The following is a 16,322-nucleotide window of genomic DNA, read 5'->3' on the forward strand; positions in this document are numbered from 1 at the left end:
CGTGCCGGCGATACGGTCGAGGTGTTCAAGCGGGAAAGATGGGGAGCCGACGGCGAAGCGCCATAGTCCGACCCCGCAGGCCCGGATCGCGCGCGAGCTCGGCGATGTTGAGGGTGCCGACCTGGCGGACGATGACGGCGGCTTGCCGCGACGCGCCGGCGTTGGATTGGCCGACTGTCGCGTGAAATCAGCGCCGATCTAGGTCCTGCTGCGCGAACGTCGAGCGCAGCGAAGACGCTTGCTTGTACAGAATGCTTCTCGTGCCACCAGGCGGCCTGTATGCCGCCATGCACGTTGCTGGCGGCCGTTCGCATGGCCGGGATGGCTAGAACGCGTGCACCAGCGGCCGAGGCTGCGCGTCTTGCGTTTGAGTCGGTGACTCCACCTGTTGCGGCTGTGCCTGCGGCTGCTGCGCCTGCGCAATCGCATACGACTGCTCCGCCGGCGTCTGTGCCGCTTCCGCGGTGGACATGTGCGCACGCTGCTTGGCCGGATCGTTGGCGGCACCCTGCACGATGAAGATGTTGTCGCCCGCGGCGGCGGTTGCGGTCTGCTGGCTGAGCGCGACCTGGTCGACGCTGCTGAAGTGGTGTTGCTTGGCCAGGGCGTACAGGCTGGCGCTGACGCGGTCGTTGTCGGCCGGGTTCAATTGGCCGGGGCCGTTAAGGCCTTGGACCTTGTCGCGGATCTGCTGCAGCATCGTGTGATCGGGATGGTCGGCGCGTGTGGGATCGGCCGCAGGCGCGGGTGCGCGTTGTTGTTCCTGTTCGTCCGGTGCGTGGTAGCGCAGTTCCTCGATGCGTTCCGGCGACAGCATGCGGTTGTCGATGCCCGGTTCGAGGCGCCCGGGGAAATCCTGTACCGGCACGTCCATCAGCTCGCCGAAAGTGCGGTAGGCGGAGTTGCTGTTGACGGTTTCGCCGAAGACCTTGAAGCCGTAGTTCGGGTAGTCGCGATCCTGCGCGTTGAGTTCCGGCACGGCGCGCACGGCCGTATTCCAGCGCTCCATGATTTCGTTCTTGTCGCCGGTGGCGACCGTGCGTGACGGTTGGTCGTCGCGGATGTAGGTGGTGCTGTCGACCTTCTCGCCGATGGAGCGGGCATAGGCAGGATCGTGCGGGTAATGCCAGGCGCGCAGCGAGTGCCGGGTGTCGTCGGTGCCGATGGGAATGGCCTGGCCGGTCTGGCGATCGGTGGCCAGGCCATGCAGTTCCGCCACGGCCTTGCCGTGTTCGTCGCGCAGCACCCAGAAGTCGTGGCCGGCGATGCCGACCACGCCGAGCGAGCGGGCTTCGATGGAGTAATTGGGCATGGTCGTGTCCTTCCTTGGTCGATGTGAATGCAGCGGGGATCAGAACTGCCGTGTTCCGTTCGTCGGGCTCAGTTCGGTTGCGTGGCGACGCAGCGGTCCAGTGCGGTCTTGAGGTCGTGCATCGCCTGGTCGACGCCCAGGTCGACGAAATAGGCACCGGCGCCCTTGAGGGCGAGCTTGGCCTGGTTGGCGCCCGGCGGCCGCTCCAGGCGCAGGCGAAAGCCGCTGCGATTCGTCTCGGGGAAATCGCCCGATTCCAGGATGCCCTTGGCCGGGTCTGCGCGGGTGACCTTGGGCCAGGAGCTGCTGGTCTCGGACAGGGTGGCGATACTGGATTCGGCGCAATCGAACAGGCGCTGGTTGGGCAGGTCGGCCGGGACGCTCAGCACCGCCGAGGCCATCGGCGTCTTGCGGGCGGCGGCGGGCATGCTGCAGGCGCTGGCGACGAGTGCCAGGCCGGCGAATTGGGCGATGCGGTGCCATGGCGTCATGGGGACGGTCCTTGCGTGGGCGGTGGCGAGCTTCCTGCTCGGCGCATTATGCCAAATGCGCCTGGTGTTGTTGCGCGGTCAGCGCCGCGCGCGGCGCCAGGCGATCAGGGCCACGGCGGCCAGGGCGGCGACGGTGCCGACCGCGGCGACCTGCGCCGCGCGCTTGGCGCGCAACTCGCGCAGGCGCAGCGCTTCATCGCCGGCGTCATCGGCGGACAGCGGCGAGCGGTACACGCTGTGCGCGGCGGCGCGGCCGGAGATGGCGGCACGGCGCGCCGGCGGGATGGGGGCGCTGTCGGTGGCGGTGTCGTCCACGGCGTGGGCGGTGTCGGTGATCATGGTCGGTTGCATCCTCGGCGCTGCGTTCATGCGTGTGTGTCGAGCGGGCGGTAGGTTAGGGAAGGCCGCCCTATCTTTCCAAGCGCCACGTTAACGCGGCGCGGGGGAAAAGTAATGTGCAGGCGCGGCCAGCCGCTCAGCCGACCGGGCGGATCATCAGCAGCACGCGGCTGCCGTAGGAATCGGCTTCCTGCACGGGCTGCCAGCCGTGGCGGGCGTACACGCCGCCATCCAGATGCTCGGTCTGCAGGTACAGGGCGTCCAGGCCCAGGTCCGCGGCGTCGGCCAGAGCATGGGCGAGCAAGCGACCGGCGATGCCGCGCCCACGGTAGGCCTCGGCGACGTACATGCCGCCCAGCCAGTAGGGATACTGAGGAAAGGCGTCCATTTCCCGGTATTTCAGCTGCACCGCGGCGATCGGCTGGGCGCCATCGAAAGCGGCCAGCCGCCGCGGCAGGCCATGCGCATCCGGGGCGCGCTGGAGTTGGCGCAGTTCGTCGTCCAGCGAGAAGCCCGCCTCCCGGCCCCAGGCCGCGTGGTACCAGGCGGCGATCTGCGGCAATTCTGTTGCGTGCTGGTCGAGATGACGGACGTCCATGCGTACGGGCGTTTCGGTGATGGGGGGAACAGGAAAGTGTAAGCGGGAAGGTTGCCTCGACCCGCATTGGCCCGCGCGGCGCCTGTGTTCGTAGTGCGCGCCTGCCGGCCGAGCACGCGATCAAGGACTGCCATCCGCGCGATTTGAACGGGCGCCATGCCCACGCTCGCCTCCACGCACCTGTGCGGACAAGTTTGGCGATAATGCCGGCCTGTTCCGTCAGGATCGCCGCATGACCGCTCTCACCGAACGCTACGCGCGCGCCGTGGACTACGCGCGCATCGCCCACGCCGGCCAGTTCCGCAAGGGCGGCACGGTGCCGTATTTGAGTCATGTGCTGGGGGTGTCGACGCTGGTGCTGGAGGCCGGCGGCGACGAGGAGCAGGCGATCGCGGCGCTGCTGCACGACGTGGTGGAGGATTGCGGCGCCGGGCACGAGGCGGTGATCCGCGCACAGTTCGGCGAGGCGGTGGCCGACATGGTGATGGCCTGCACTGACGCCACCGCAGAGCGCAAGGCGGCGCCCGCGGACGTACCGGCCAAGCGCCGCGACTGGCGCATCCGCAAGCAGGCGTATCTGGCGCATCTGGCCGAGGCCCCGGACGCGGTGCTGTTGGTGTCGGCCTGCGACAAGCTCTACAACGCGCGCAGCATCGTCGCCGACCTGGAGGACCCGGAGGTCGGCACGGCGGTGTTCGAGCGCTTCACCGCCGGCCGCGACGGCACGCTGTGGTACTACCAGGCGCTGCACGCGATCTACGCCGAGCGCGGCGTGGCGGTGCTGCGTCCCTTCGCCAATGCGGTGACGCGGATGCAGGCGCTGGCTGCGCGCGACGCCGATGCCGACACGCTGGCGGCGCCTGCGTTGGGTTGAGGTCTGCGTCACCGGCGACTATGCGCGTTTTGGGCAATAAAAACGCGCAACACAGTCGACGCGACACGTCCATGGCGGCCGACCGGCTAAGCTTGCGCGCTCCTTCGCGTTGCCGGTCCTGCTCATGTCCACGCCTTTCGCTTTCGCCGCTTCCGGCTTCGTGCGCGTCCGTGGCGCGCGCGAGCACAATCTCAAGGACGTGGACGTCGAGTTGCCGCGCGACGCGCTGGTGGTGTTCACCGGCGTGTCCGGCTCGGGCAAGTCGTCGCTGGCGTTCGGCACGTTGTTCGCCGAGGCGCAGCGGCGCTACCTGGATTCGATCTCGCCGTATGCGCGGCGTCTGATCGATCAGGCTGGCGTCGCCGACGTGGACGCCATCGACGGCCTGCCGCCGGCGGTGGCGCTGCAGCAGCATCGCGGCGCGCCGAGCACGCGTTCGTCGGTGGGCAGCGTCACCACCATCTCCAACTCGTTGCGCATGCTGTATTCGCGCGCCGGCACCTATCCGCCGGGGCAGGGCATCATCCACGCCGACGGCTTCTCGCCGAACACGCCGGCCGGCGCCTGCCCCACCTGTCACGGGCTGGGGCGCATCTACGACGCCACCGAGGCGTCGATGGTGCCGGACCGTTCGCTGAGCATCCGCGAGCGCGCGGTGGCGGCGTGGCCGCCAGCCTGGCACGGGCAGAACCTGCGCGACATCCTCACCACGCTCGGCCACGACGTCGACGTGCCATGGGCGAAGCTGCCGAAGAAGACCCGCGACTGGATCCTGTACACCGAGGAGCAGCCGACCGTGCCGGTGTATCCCGGCTTCACCCTGGCCGAGACCCAGCGCGCGCTCAAGCGCAAGCAGGAGCCGGCGTACATGGGCACCTTCAGCAGCGCGCGCCGCTATGTGCTGCACACCTTCGCCAGCACGCAGAGCGCGCTGATCAAGAAGCGCGTGGCGCAGTACCTGATCAGCACCGCGTGCCCCAGTTGCGACGGCAAACGGCTGCGCCGCGAGGCATTGTCGGTGACCTTCGCCGGGCTGGATATCGGCGCACTGTCGCAGCGCCCGCTCGGCGAGGTGGCCGACCTGCTGCGGCCCGCGGCGGAAGGCCGCATGCAGGGCCGTTCGCGGCATCCGCAGCAGGCACTGGCCGCACAGCGCATCGCCCAGGACCTGCTGGCGCGGATCCAGGTGGTGGAGGCGCTGGGCCTGGGCTACCTGACCCTGGAGCGCAGCACGCCGACGCTGTCGCCCGGCGAACTGCAGCGGCTGCGCCTGGCCACGCAGATCCGCTCGCAATTGTTCGGCGTGGTCTACGTGATGGACGAGCCTTCGGCGGGCCTGCATCCGGCCGACACGCAGGCGCTGCTGGGCGCGCTGGACCAGCTCAAGGGTGCGGGCAACTCGCTGTTCGTGGTCGAGCACGAGATCGACGTGATCCGCCATGCCGACTGGATCGTCGATGTCGGCCCGGGTGCCGGCGAGCATGGCGGGCAGGTGTTGTACAGCGGTCCGCCGGCCGGGCTCGCGCAGGTGCAGGCCTCGTCCACGCGCCGTTACCTGTTCGCCGAGCCGCAGGCCGCCGCGCGTGCGCCGCGCACGCCGGAGGGCTGGCTACAATTGCGCGAGGTCAGCCGCAACAACGTGGTCGCGCTGGACGTGGACATCCCATTGGGGGTGTTCACTACGGTCACCGGCGTGTCCGGCTCGGGCAAGTCCTCGCTGGTCAGCCAGGCGCTGGTGGAGTTGCTGGGCACGCAACTGGGGCAGGCGCCGGCCGAGGCGGAGGAGGAACTGGACCCGCTGGAGCGCGGTACGCGGGTCGCCACCGATGGCTACATCGCCGGCGGCCTGCAACACGTGCGGCGGCTGGTGCAGGTGGACCAGGCGCCGATCGGGCGCACACCGCGTTCCAACCTGGCCACCTACACCGGCCTGTTCGACCACGTGCGCAAGCGCTTCGCGGCCACGCCGGCGGCGCGCAAGCGCAAGTACGACGCGGGGCGGTTTTCGTTCAACGTGGCCAAGGGCCGCTGCGACACCTGCGAAGGCGAGGGTGCGGTGAGCGTGGAACTGCTGTTCATGCCCAGCGTGTATGCGCCGTGCCCCACCTGCCATGGCGCGCGCTACAACGCCAAGACGCTGGAGATCGAACTGCGCGGCCTGAACATCGCCCAGGTGCTGCGCATGACCGTGGCGCAGGCGTTGGATTTCTTCGCCGACGATGCGGCGATCGCGCGGCCGCTGCAGGTGCTGGTGGAGGTGGGCCTGGGGTATCTGCGGCTGGGCCAGCCGGCCACCGAACTGTCCGGCGGCGAGGCGCAGCGCATCAAGCTGGCCAGCGAACTGCAGCGTGCGCAGCGCCGCGGCACCGTGTACGTGCTGGACGAACCCACCACCGGCCTGCATCCGGCCGACGTGGACACGCTGCTGCGGCAGTTGCACGGGTTGGTGGAGGCGGGCAACACCGTGGTGGCGGTGGAGCACGACATGCGTGTGGCCGCGGCCAGCGACTGGATCATCGACATGGGGCCGGGTGCGGGCGGGGCGGGTGGCAAGGTGGTTGCGGCCGGTGTGCCGGAAGTGGTGGCGACGCGGGCAGGCAGCCGAACGGCGCCATTCTTGGCGGCGGAATTGGCCGGTTAATCGCGCGCGTGGCGGCTCGCGGCCTCCGCCAATTCCGACACGGCGATGGCATGTAGGAATTCATGGTGATGCAGTCGCAGCGAGCGAAGCCTGCCGGGTGTCTGACCCTGCAAGGCGTCGGGACTGAAGTCCCTCCCAAGGTGCACCCAGGTAAGGCACCGCATGGCCCCGCGGGAGCGGCTCCGTGTGGTCGCAAAACGGCCTAGAGCCGCTTCCGCAATGAGGTCTCATGCCGCACGCACATCGCGCATCGACGTGCGACAGCACTTCAACCCACGTTGCCGCGTCCGCCGACGCTGCTGAACACGCTGCCGGTGGTGAAGCTGGATTCCTGCGAGGCCAGCAGCACATAGATCGGTGCGATCTCCGCCGGCTGGCCGGGGCGGCCGGTGGGACCGTCGGCGCCGAAGGTCTTGAGCTTGTCCATGAACTGCCCGCCGCTGGGCTGCAGCGGCGTCCAGTACGGCCCCGGTGCCACCGCGTTGACGCGGATACCCTTGGGCGCGAGTTGCTTGGCCAGGCTCTTGGTGAAGCTGACGATGCCGCCCTTGGTGGTGGCGTAGTCGAGCAGCGATTCCGGCGGGTCGTCGGCGACGATCGAGGTGGTGTTGATGATCGCCGCGCCCGACGGCAGATGCGGCAGCGCCGCGCGGATGATCCAGAACAGCGCGTAGAGATTGGTCTTGAGCGTGTCGTCCAGTTGCTGGTCGTCGATGTCCAGCAGCGATGTCTGCGCTGTCTGCCGCGCGGCGTTGTTGACCAGGATGTCCAGGCCGCCGAGCTGCTGCACTGCCTGCGCGACCAGTTGCCTGCAGAACGCGGCATCGCGCAGATCGCCGGGGATGGCCACCGCCTTGCGCCCAGCCGCGCGGATCAGCGCGACCACCTCGCGCGCGTCCGATTCTTCCTGCGGCAGGTAGTTGATCGCCACGTCCGCACCTTCGCGCGCGAAGGCGATCGCCGCGGCACGGCCGATGCCCGAATCGCCGCCGGTGATCAGTGCCTTGCGCCCGCTCAGGCGGCCGGAGCCGACGTAACTGCGTTCGCCATGGTCGGGCACCGGCACCATCTTCGAGGCCAGGCCCGGCCATTCCTGCTTCGGCGTGTCGAACGGCGGGCGCGGATACTGCGTGCGCGGGTTCTGCATCGGCGGACGCGCAGCGCCAGTACCAGCGGCGGCCGCAGGTTGCGCACCGGCGCCAGCGGACATTGCCAGTGCGCCGCCAGCGGCCAGGCCGCTGCCGAGGGCGCCGAGTGCGCGACGGCGTCCGGCGGAGTGGTCGGGATCGTGATCGTGCATGGCGCGGCTCCTGGCGTGGGGGAAGACGCGGCGGCGCGCATCGCCGTCGCCGCCGGTGTGGCGTCGTCTGCGTATGCGATGCAAGGAATCTGGCGCGCGCGATGCGCGACATGGCGGCAGACGACCGTTCCCATCTGAGCGCCGCGCGCGGCAGCAGCGCGTGAGCGCGCAGTGCCGTCGACGTGAAGCGCATTGGTAGCAGTCTGCAGCGCTGGGCCGCGGTGGCGCCCGCATGGCCGCCACCGACAGCGCTCGCCCGCGCTGCGATCAGCCCAGCAGTTCGAAGCTGGCGGTCAAGCCCGGTGCCTGCGCCGAAGGCGCCACCCACAGATCGAACTGGCCCGGTTCCACTGTCGGCTTGAGCGCCTGGCCGACGAACAGCAGATCGTCGCGGCGCAGGACGAACTCCACGCTGGCGCTGCGGCCGGCCGGCACGGCGACCTTGCGGAAATCCTTCAGCTCGCGCACCGGGCGGGTGATGCTGGCGCTGCGGTCGTGCACGTACAGCTGCACCACTTCCTCGGCGTCGCGGTGGCCGCGGTTGTGGATGCGTGCAGTGATCTTCAGCGTGCCGCCGGCGGCCAGCCGCGACGTGCTCAAGGTCAGTTCGCCGTACTCGATGCGGCCGTAGGTGAGGCCGTGGCCGAACGGGAACAGCGCGGTGTTGGAGATCGTGCGGTAGTGGGTGGTGAAGGGTGTCAGCGCGTTCGGGCGCGGATCCGGGCGACCGGTGGGCTTGTGCGCGTAGTAGTACGGCGACTGCCCGGATTCGTGCGGGAAGCTCACCGGCAGGCGCCCGGAGGGGCCGTGCACGCCGAACAGGATGTCGGCCAGCGCCGGGCCCGAGGCCGAGCCGAGGAACCAGCTGACCAGGATCGCCGGTGCGTCCAGCACCGCGCCGTCGAGGACCAGTGCGCGGCCGTTGCTGAGTACCACCACCACCGGCGTGCCGGTGGCCGCCACCGCGGCCAGCAGCGACTGCTGCACACCGGGGATGACGATCTCGGTGCGCGACTGCGCTTCGCCGGAGTAGCGCAGCGGTTCGCCGATTGCCAGGATCGCCACGTCGGCTGCGGTCGCCGCGGCCACCGCCGCCTGCACGCCGCCCGGCAATGCGTGTTCGAACGCGCAGCCTTCCACCACCTGCAACGTGGCCGGATCGGCCAGTTGCGCGCGCAGGGCCGTGGCCAGGTCGTTGCCGCTGTCGTCGCCGCCGAACAGCGTCCACGGTCCGGCGCTCTCCACCCAGTTGCTGGCCATCGGCCCGATCAGGGCGATGCGCTGGCCCTGGCGCTTGAGCGGCAGCAGTTCGCCCTCGTTCTTCAGCAACACCACCGATTTGCGCGCCGCCTCGTGCGCCAGCGCCAGCGTCTCCGGGCGCCGCTGCCGCGCCTGCGCGCGCTCGGGCACGATGCGCAGGAACGGGTCGTCGAACAGGCCCAGCGCGGCCTTGAAGCGCAGCACGCGGCGCACCGAATCGTCCAGCCGCGCCATCGGCACCTCACCGGCGGCGACCAGGCTAGGCAGGTGCTGCAGGTACAGCCCGCTCTGCATGCTGATGTCCACGCCGGCCAGGAACGCCAGCCGTGCCGCGTCGCGCGCATCGCGGGCGTAGCCGTGCGCGACCAGTTCCAGGTCGCCGGTGTAGTCGGAGACCACCAGGCCGCTGTAGTTCCACTCGCCGCGCAGCACCTGGCTCAGCAGCCAGGTATTGGCGGTGGCGGGCACGCCGGACAGTTCGTTGAAGGAAGCCATGGTGGTTACCGCGCCGGCACCGAAGGCGGCCTGGAACGGCGGGAAATACACCTCGCGCAAGGTCCGCTCGGAGATGTCGACGGTGTTGTAGTCGAGGCCGGCCTCGGCGGCGCCGTAGGCCGCGAAGTGCTTGGCGCAGGCGGCCAGCGCGTCGGCATGGTCGATGCCCTCGCCCTGGAAGCCGCGCACGCGCGCCTCGGCGAAACGCCGGCCCAGCAGCACGTCCTCGCCGCTGCCTTCCACACCGCGGCCCCAGCGCGCATCGCGGGCGATGTCGACCATCGGCGCGAAGGTCCAGTCGATGCCGACCGCGCTGGCTTCCAGTGCGGCGGCACGCGCGGTGCGTTGCGCCAGCTCCGGTTCGAAGCTGGCGGCTTCGCCCAGCGGCACCGGGAACACGGTGGTGAAGCCGTGGATCACGTCGGCAGCGAACAGCATCGGGATCTTCAGCCGGCTCTCCAGCGCGGCCTGCTGTAACTGCTGGTGCCAGCGCACGTTGGAGCCGTTGAAGATGCCGGTCAGGCGTCCGGCGCGCGCCGCGGCCAGCTGGCCCTCGGCGGTGGGGCGCACGTTGACCGGATTGGCGGCGGCCGCCGCGTCGGTCTGCTGCGCCGAACCGAACAGGGTGAGTTGCCCGGCCTTCTCTTCCGGCGTCATCCGCGCGATCAGCGCATCGATGAAGGCCGGCGTCTTCGCCGGCGCGCGCGGCAGGGCCAGGCCCATCGGCACGTGCGACAGCAACGCGAACGAACCGGCGCCGAGCAACAGCCCGCGCCGCGTGGTACGAAACGTCATCGGCAAAGCTCCCCCTTCAGCCCGACGGTCACGCTACCCCATCGGGATCGGAAAGCTGTGATGCAGTGCACGATGGTGGGGTGCTGATGCGCCCTGCAGTCGGGGCTGAAGCCCCTCCCACAAAGGCAAAGAGGCGCAACGCGAACGGCGCAAGGACCGATGTGGGAGGGGCTTCAGCCCCGACGGGCGGTACTGACCAGGCAAGTCGCCTGCGATGCCGAAAAGGGAACAGCCTTCGGCCGCGAACGCATGCTCCTCACGTCACGCATCGCCCGTACTGAACCGCTCAGCCCGCACCCGCATGCCGGCTCGTACGGTGAGACCGGCACTGGCTACCCTGGTGTACCACTTTCCTCGGAGTCCCCATGAGCCGACGTTCCGGCAGCGCCGATCTGCCCCTGCACGGCGGCCGCGTGCCGCACTGGCTGGGCGCGCGCATGACCCGGCTCGGCGCGGTGATGTGCCAGGCCATCGTGCACAGCTATGGCCGCGACGAATTGCTGCGGCGCCTGGCGCATCCGTTCTGGTTCCAGTCGCTGGGCGCGGTGATGGGCATGGACTGGCATTCCTCCGGTATCACCACCAGCGTGCTCGGCGCGCTCAAGCGCGGCCTGGCGCCGCTGTCCGGCGAACTGGGCATCCATGTCTGCGGCGGCCGTGGGCGGCATTCGCGGGCCACGCCGGACGAACTGCAGGTGGTGGGCGAGCGCACCGGCCTGGACGGCGCGGAGCTGGCGCGGGTCAGCCGCCTGGTGGCCAAGGTGGACAGTGCCGCGGTGCAGGACGGGTTCGACCTGTACCTGCACGGTTTCATCGTCAGCGACGACGGGCGCTGGGTGGTGGTGCAGCAGGGCATGCATGGCGCGCGCAAGCAGGCGCGCCGCTACCACTGGCTGTCGGAAGGCCTGAGCAGTTTCGTCGACGCGCCGCATGCGGCGATCGACGGCCCGCGCCAGGGGCGCATCGTCAATCTGGCCGACCAGCGCGCCGCCGCGGCGCGCGCGGCGCAGGTGGAACTGCTGCAGACGCTGGCACCGGAGCGCATTGCGCGCGAGTACGCCGCCTTGGAGGCCGCGCAGACGTCGGCGCCGGCTGCCGCAGCGCCTGCCCGCGCCGCGCAGGAGCGGTGTGACATTGCGGCGCCTGCCGATGCGCTGTTCGCCGAGACCGGCGACCTGTTCGCGGCGGCGGCGGCCACGCTGCCCGAGCGCCGGCCGGCCGACTTGCCGCATCTGTCGCTGCCCGACCACCACGATGTGCGCGGCAGCGACGTCGTGGTGCGGCGGCTGCACGGCGCACTGGCCGCTGCCGCCGAATGCGGACCGCGCGATTTCGCCGACCTGCTGCAGGTGCCGGGCGTCGGTGCGCGCACGGTGCGCGCGCTGGCGCTGGTGGCCGAGGTGCTGCACGGCGCGCCGTGCCGCTTCAGCGATCCGGCGCGGTTCTCGCTGGCCCATGGCGGCAAGGACCGGCATCCGTTCCCGGTGCCGACACGGGTCTACGACCACACCATCGGCGTGCTCAAGACCGCGGTGGCGCAGGCCAGGCTGGGCCGCGAGGAGAAACTGGAGGCGATCCGCCGCCTGGACGCGCAGGCGCGCCTGCTCGAACCGACCGCGCGCGGGCCGTCGGTGGAGGGCTACATCGCCGAAGAGCGCGCGCAATCGCACACCTATGGCGGGCGCAGCGTGTTCGGCTGGGAGCCGGCACCGCAGGCGGTCGCGGAGCGGCGTGCCGCACGGGCGAGGTAGGGCCAGTTGCTGATGGTCTGGGCTCGCCACGATCGAGCCGGATGCAGGTTGCCGTGCAGGCGTCAACGGCGATTCGGCCACGATAGGCGCGTCCATCGGCGCATCCGGCCGCGTTGCAGTCGGGACTGAAGTCCCTCCCACATGGAGGAATGGGCTATCAGGGGCGCTGTCAGCGTGTGCATGGGAGACCAGGGGCGCGCTTCTTCGGAAGTCCGCTGTCATGCGATGGCGATGGTGGCAGGCGGATAAGCTGCCTGCTCGCGTACCACGGTCCTTCCGGTCGAGCGATCGCCCGTATCATGGCTGCCTCGGCGCACCGCGTCGGTGGCCCCAACGAGGCGTACGCCGATTCCAGCATGTGGTCTGCCATCAGCAACTTCGGCGACGCGGCGATGACGCTGCCGCTGGCGCTCGTCTGCGCCCTGTGGCTTGGACTCGGCGGGAGCGGTTGGCGTGCCGCCGGCGCCTGGCTGGGCCTGGTGGCGACCGCCGCGGCGCTGGTCGGTGCGACCAAGATCCTCTACGCCGGCTGCGGCGTGGAGTTGCGCGCGCTGCAGTTCCGGGTGATCAGCGGACACACCATGCTCGCGGCGTGCGTATGGCCGATGGCCTGCATGCTGTGCCTGCGCGCCCGCCCGCGGCCGCGGCTGGCGATCGCCTGCGGATTCGTCATCGCCAGCGTGATCGCCATCGCCCGCGTCTACGCGCGTGCGCACAGCCTGTCCGAGGTCGCGGCCGGTGTGGTGGTCGGCGCCGCGACCACGGCCTGCTATCTGCAGTGGCGCGGCGCGCCACAGTTGCCCGCGCGCCTGCGCATGTACGCCATCGTGTCGGTGGCCCTGGTCGGTGTGCTGATGTACGGACGCCACGCGCCGATCCAGCACGCCATCCAGACCTATTCGCCCGCGCTGTGCGGTCGCGACGGCTGATCGCGCCGTCGCCGGCGTGCAAGCCCGTGCACGCACGCTTCGCTTGTCGTATGCCTGCTCTTGACCTGTGCGTTGCTACACCCGGAGCCGATGGCCGTCGTGGCCGCTACCAGGAGACGCAACGATGCCGGAGCAATCCACCACCACCCGTGCGCGCCGCGCCAAGCGCGAAGGCAAGGCGGGCACGACCCAGGCCGGCGAATTCGTGCGCGAGGAAATCGATCGCGTGCGCGACGGCAAGACCCAGGTGAAGTCGACCAAGCAGGCGATCGCCATCGGCCTGTCCAAGGCGCGCCGTGCCGGGGTCAAGACCGGCGCGTCGAAGACCGCGTCGAAAGACACCAGGAAGAAGGTCGCGCAGGAAGAAGCCAAGGGCGGCAAGCAGGCCAAGCCGTCGCCGACGCGCTCGCGCGGCGCCAAGAAGGCGCTGAAGACCGCCAGCAAAGGCAAGCGCGCAACGCAGACGGTGGGCAGCGAGGCGCTGTCGACGCAGACCAAGCGCGCAGCGAAGAAGCGCAGCGCCAGTAGCCGCTCTGCCGCGGCGAAGAAGGCCGCACAGACCAAGGGTGCGACGGTGCGCAAGGCCGCGGCCAAGAAGGCCGCGCAGACCCGGGCCAAGACGTCCGGCACGCGCACGTCCGCCGCGAAGAAGCGCACGGCGAAGACCGCGTCGGCCAGGAAGACGACGGCCAAGAAGGCTGCGCGCAAGACCTCTTCGGCAAAAAAGACTGCGACGAAGAAGACCGCGTCGAAGAAGGTGGCATCGAAGAAGTCGGCGGCCAGGAAAGCGCCAGCGAAAAGCAGCGCAACGCGGGCGAGCAGCAAGCGCGCCGGCAAGACGTCGTCCGCGCGCAAGGGCAGTTCGCATACCCGCGCCTAGCCGCCGCCTGCCGCGCCGTGGCGCGCGTCGGGTGCTTCTGATCGCTCACGTGCGTGCCCTTCGGGAGCGGCTTCGGCTGCGACGGGGCTTCCCCAGTACAACCCGTCGCGGCTGAAGCCGCTCCTACGGGGCAAGCTGCATCCGGCTTGTGGCGGAAGCCGGTGATCGGGGGCGCTTGCCGCCGCGTCGTTGCGCGGCAACCGCCTCGCGCGCGCCTACAGCTCGGTGTACTTGGTGATGCGGCCCTTGGCGCGCTCCACCGGATACTTGGCGGCGTTGGCCAGCATCTTGCGCTGTGCGGCGTCGATCGGATCGATCCCCAGCTTGTCGCACAACTGCACCAGATACAGCAGCACGTCGGCGATCTCGCTGCCGACCTGCTGCTTTTTTTCTTCAGGAAGCTGCCGGCTTTGCGCATCGTCCAGCCATTGGAAATGCTCCAGCAGCTCCGCCGCTTCCACCGACAGCGCCGCGGCGAGATTGCGTGGACTGTGGAACTGACCCCAGTCGCGGGCGTCGGCGAAGGCGCGCTGGGCGGCCTGCAGGTCGTGGAGGCTGTCGGGCATGGCATCGGCTCGCAGTGGGGACGGCGCATGGTAAAGCAGCTGCGACGCATGCATGCAGCGCGGTCGCGACGTCGGACTCACGGGATGGTCACCGACGATGCACGGCGTCGGCAGCGACACTGCGGGCACATGTTCGCAGTCGAAAGGAAATGCCCATGCAAGCGCTGACCTACCACGGCACCCGGGACGTGCGTGTGGAAACCGTTCCCGATCCGGTGCTGTTCGAGACCGACGACATCATCTTGCGCGTCACCGCCACCGCGATCTGCGGCTCGGACCTGCATCTGTACCGCGGCAAGATCCCCGACCTGCACACCGGCGACGTGCTCGGGCACGAGTTCATGGGCGTGGTGGAAGAGGTCGGCCCGGACGTGCAGCGGGTCAAGAAGGGCGACCGCGTGGTGATCCCGTTCGTGATCGCCTGCGGCGAATGTTTCCATTGTCGGCTGACCGAGTACGCCGCCTGCGAGACCACCAACACCGGCAAGGGCGCGGCGCTGAACCAGAAGGGCATCCGCCCGCCGGCGGCGCTGTTCGGCTACAGCCATCTGTATGGCGGCGTGGCCGGTGGTCAAGCGGAGTACGTGCGCGTGCCCAAGGCCAATGTCGGCCCGTTGGTGGTGCCGGACGTGCTGCACGACGAGCAGGTGCTGTTCCTCTCCGACATCCTGCCCACCGGCTACCAGGCCGCGGTCAACGCGGGTGTGCGCCAGGGCAGCACGGTGGCGATCTTCGGCGCCGGCCCGGTCGGACTGATGACCGCGGCCTGCTGCCGCATGCTCGGCGCCGAGCGCATCTTCATGGTCGATCGCTATCCATACCGGCTCGACTTCGCCCAGCGCACCTACGGGGTGATTCCGCTGAACTTCGAGGAGATCGATGATCCGGCCGACATCATCGTCGGCCAGACCGACGGCCGCGGTGTGGACGCCAGCATCGACGCGGTCGGCTTCGAGGCCAAGGGCAGCACGGTGGAGACGGTGATGGCCACGCTGAAGCTGGAAGGCAGCAGCGGCACGGCGCTACGCCAGTGCATCGCCGCCACCCGCCGCGGCGGCACGGTCAGCGTGCCCGGCGTGTATGCCGGCTTCATCCACGGCTTCCTGTTCGGCGACGCCTTCGACAAGGGGCTGAGCTTCAAGATGGGCCAGACCCATGTGCAGCGCTTCATGCCGGAACTGCTGGAGCACATCGGCGAGGGCCGGCTGCGGCCGAACGAGATCATCACCCACCGCCTGAGCCTGGCCGAGGCGGCGCAGGGCTATTCCATCTTCGACAAGAAGGAGCAGGACTGCCGCAAGGTGATCCTGACGCCGTAAGACGCCGAGGCAGCCGGTATCCCGCCGGGGGCACCCGGCAAGCTCCCGCGGGGGCTTGCCGGGTGCAAAGCCTGCTGCGCTGCACCACGCTCAGGCTGTCGTCGCGACAGCGGAGGGCGTCCCGTTGGCCTCACGCGTTGCGGGGCACCGAAGCGCCAACCGTTCGTCGCGAACAGGTGAAGATTTCACGACCCCTTCACCTCTCTCCACGGTAGACACCGCGCCTCGGGGTTCGGGATAAGTTTTTGCCGCACCCGCCGCTCCGTGGCCGTCCGCAAGGGGCTGGCCTGCTTCTTGTCAAGTCTATGACAGGCTTTAGTTATGCGAATCAAAGACTTGGTTGTTTTGGCCGAGTGAGGGCGGCAGCGCGCCGTTGTCCACAGGGGGTGTGGATGACTTCTGCATAAGGTTGTGGATAAGGCCGATGCCGGCCCGTGACACAACAGTGTCAAGAGGGGTGGCGAAAAATTGACCAGGCGATTTTTGGGTCGCTATCGGAGCGGGCCAGGCGGCCTGTTTTGGACCCCAGCTCGGGCGTATCGGAGGCTGTGTGTCGGGGGGCCGGTGGCGCTGGGGGCTGGATCTCGTCATCGCCGTGCCAGCCACGTGCGACGTGGCAGCCAAGGGGCACGTGCTGGCAGGCGATCGAGGGCTGTGCCTAGCCGGAACGCTGACACCGCCACCGTGCCAGGTCGCGAACTGCGACCATCGGGGTGCATCGATTTGCGTGCTTGTGAGTAGCGCCGACGACCCGTCCGGGTCACCGGCATCG

The 16,322-nt window shown here is 69.6% G+C and carries 12 protein-coding genes and 1 pseudogene; 6 read left to right on the top strand and 7 right to left on the bottom strand.

The features are described from left to right. Positions 1–325: 325 nt before the first annotated feature. The 4 genes from GGR71_RS21000 to GGR71_RS05125 all read right to left on the bottom strand — a co-directional run bounded on the left by GGR71_RS21000 (position 326) and on the right by GGR71_RS05125 (position 2,740). Entirely contained in the window at positions 326–1,312 is a 987-nt protein-coding gene (locus GGR71_RS21000) for an XVIPCD domain-containing protein (RefSeq protein WP_237474559.1), read from the bottom strand. 68 nt (positions 1,313–1,380) lie between these two features. Further along, positions 1,381–1,803: a hypothetical protein gene (locus GGR71_RS05115; RefSeq protein ID WP_160962866.1), complete on the bottom strand. Its 423-nt coding sequence runs from the start codon at positions 1,801–1,803 to the stop codon at positions 1,381–1,383. Positions 1,804–1,881: 78 nt separating this feature from the next. Next, positions 1,882–2,142, bottom strand: coding sequence for a hypothetical protein (locus GGR71_RS05120; RefSeq protein WP_237474557.1), 261 nt, complete (start codon positions 2,140–2,142; stop codon positions 1,882–1,884). Positions 2,143–2,278: 136 nt separating this feature from the next. After that, positions 2,279–2,740 (bottom strand): GNAT family N-acetyltransferase, encoded by a 462-nt coding sequence (locus GGR71_RS05125; protein ID WP_160962862.1) that lies wholly within the window; start codon positions 2,738–2,740, stop codon positions 2,279–2,281. A 232-nt stretch (positions 2,741–2,972) separates the two neighbouring features. On the opposite strand from GGR71_RS05125, the gene GGR71_RS05130 reads away from it, so the two are divergent. Both GGR71_RS05130 and GGR71_RS05135 read left to right on the top strand, forming a co-directional pair. After that, positions 2,973–3,614, top strand: a complete 642-nt coding sequence (locus tag GGR71_RS05130; RefSeq protein ID WP_160962860.1) for an HD domain-containing protein — start codon at positions 2,973–2,975, stop codon at positions 3,612–3,614. A gap of 124 nt (positions 3,615–3,738) precedes the next feature. Next, entirely contained in the window at positions 3,739–6,255 is a 2,517-nt protein-coding gene (locus GGR71_RS05135; RefSeq protein WP_184451712.1) for an excinuclease ABC subunit UvrA, read from the top strand. A gap of 268 nt (positions 6,256–6,523) precedes the next feature. Here the strand turns inward: GGR71_RS05135 and GGR71_RS05140 are convergent, their stop codons facing one another. Both GGR71_RS05140 and GGR71_RS05145 read right to left on the bottom strand, forming a co-directional pair. Beyond that, positions 6,524–7,402 carry an SDR family oxidoreductase gene (locus tag GGR71_RS05140; protein ID WP_202405157.1) on the bottom strand — a complete coding sequence of 293 codons (879 nt, stop codon included), beginning with the start codon at positions 7,400–7,402 and terminating at the stop codon, positions 6,524–6,526. Between the two features lie 420 nt (positions 7,403–7,822). Next, a complete protein-coding gene (locus GGR71_RS05145) occupies positions 7,823–10,105 on the bottom strand; it encodes a glycoside hydrolase family 3 N-terminal domain-containing protein (RefSeq protein ID WP_160962854.1) in 2,283 nt (760 codons plus the stop codon). 365 nt (positions 10,106–10,470) lie between these two features. Between GGR71_RS05145 and GGR71_RS05150 the strand changes: the two genes are divergently transcribed. The 3 genes and pseudogenes from GGR71_RS05150 to GGR71_RS05160 all read left to right on the top strand — a co-directional run. Next, positions 10,471–11,856 (top strand): DUF763 domain-containing protein, encoded by a 1,386-nt coding sequence (locus GGR71_RS05150; RefSeq protein WP_160962852.1) that lies wholly within the window; start codon positions 10,471–10,473, stop codon positions 11,854–11,856. Between the two features lie 356 nt (positions 11,857–12,212). Further along, positions 12,213–12,785, top strand: coding sequence for a phosphatase PAP2 family protein (locus GGR71_RS05155; RefSeq protein WP_160962850.1), 573 nt, complete (start codon positions 12,213–12,215; stop codon positions 12,783–12,785). 124 nt (positions 12,786–12,909) lie between these two features. Next, a pseudogene (locus tag GGR71_RS05160) lies at positions 12,910–13,404 on the top strand (DUF6496 domain-containing protein); the annotation flags it as partial. A gap of 476 nt (positions 13,405–13,880) precedes the next feature. Here the strand turns inward: GGR71_RS05160 and GGR71_RS05165 are convergent. After that, on the bottom strand, positions 13,881–14,231 hold the full coding sequence (locus tag GGR71_RS05165) for a nucleotide pyrophosphohydrolase (RefSeq protein ID WP_160962846.1): 351 nt from the start codon (positions 14,229–14,231) through the stop codon (positions 13,881–13,883). A gap of 155 nt (positions 14,232–14,386) precedes the next feature. Between GGR71_RS05165 and GGR71_RS05170 the strand changes: the two genes are divergently transcribed. Continuing rightward, on the top strand, positions 14,387–15,550 hold the full coding sequence (locus tag GGR71_RS05170; RefSeq protein ID WP_160962844.1) for a zinc-dependent alcohol dehydrogenase: 1,164 nt from the start codon (positions 14,387–14,389) through the stop codon (positions 15,548–15,550). The last annotated feature ends 772 nt before the right edge of the window (positions 15,551–16,322 follow it).

Source organism: Xanthomonas sp. F1 (genome assembly GCF_014199855.1).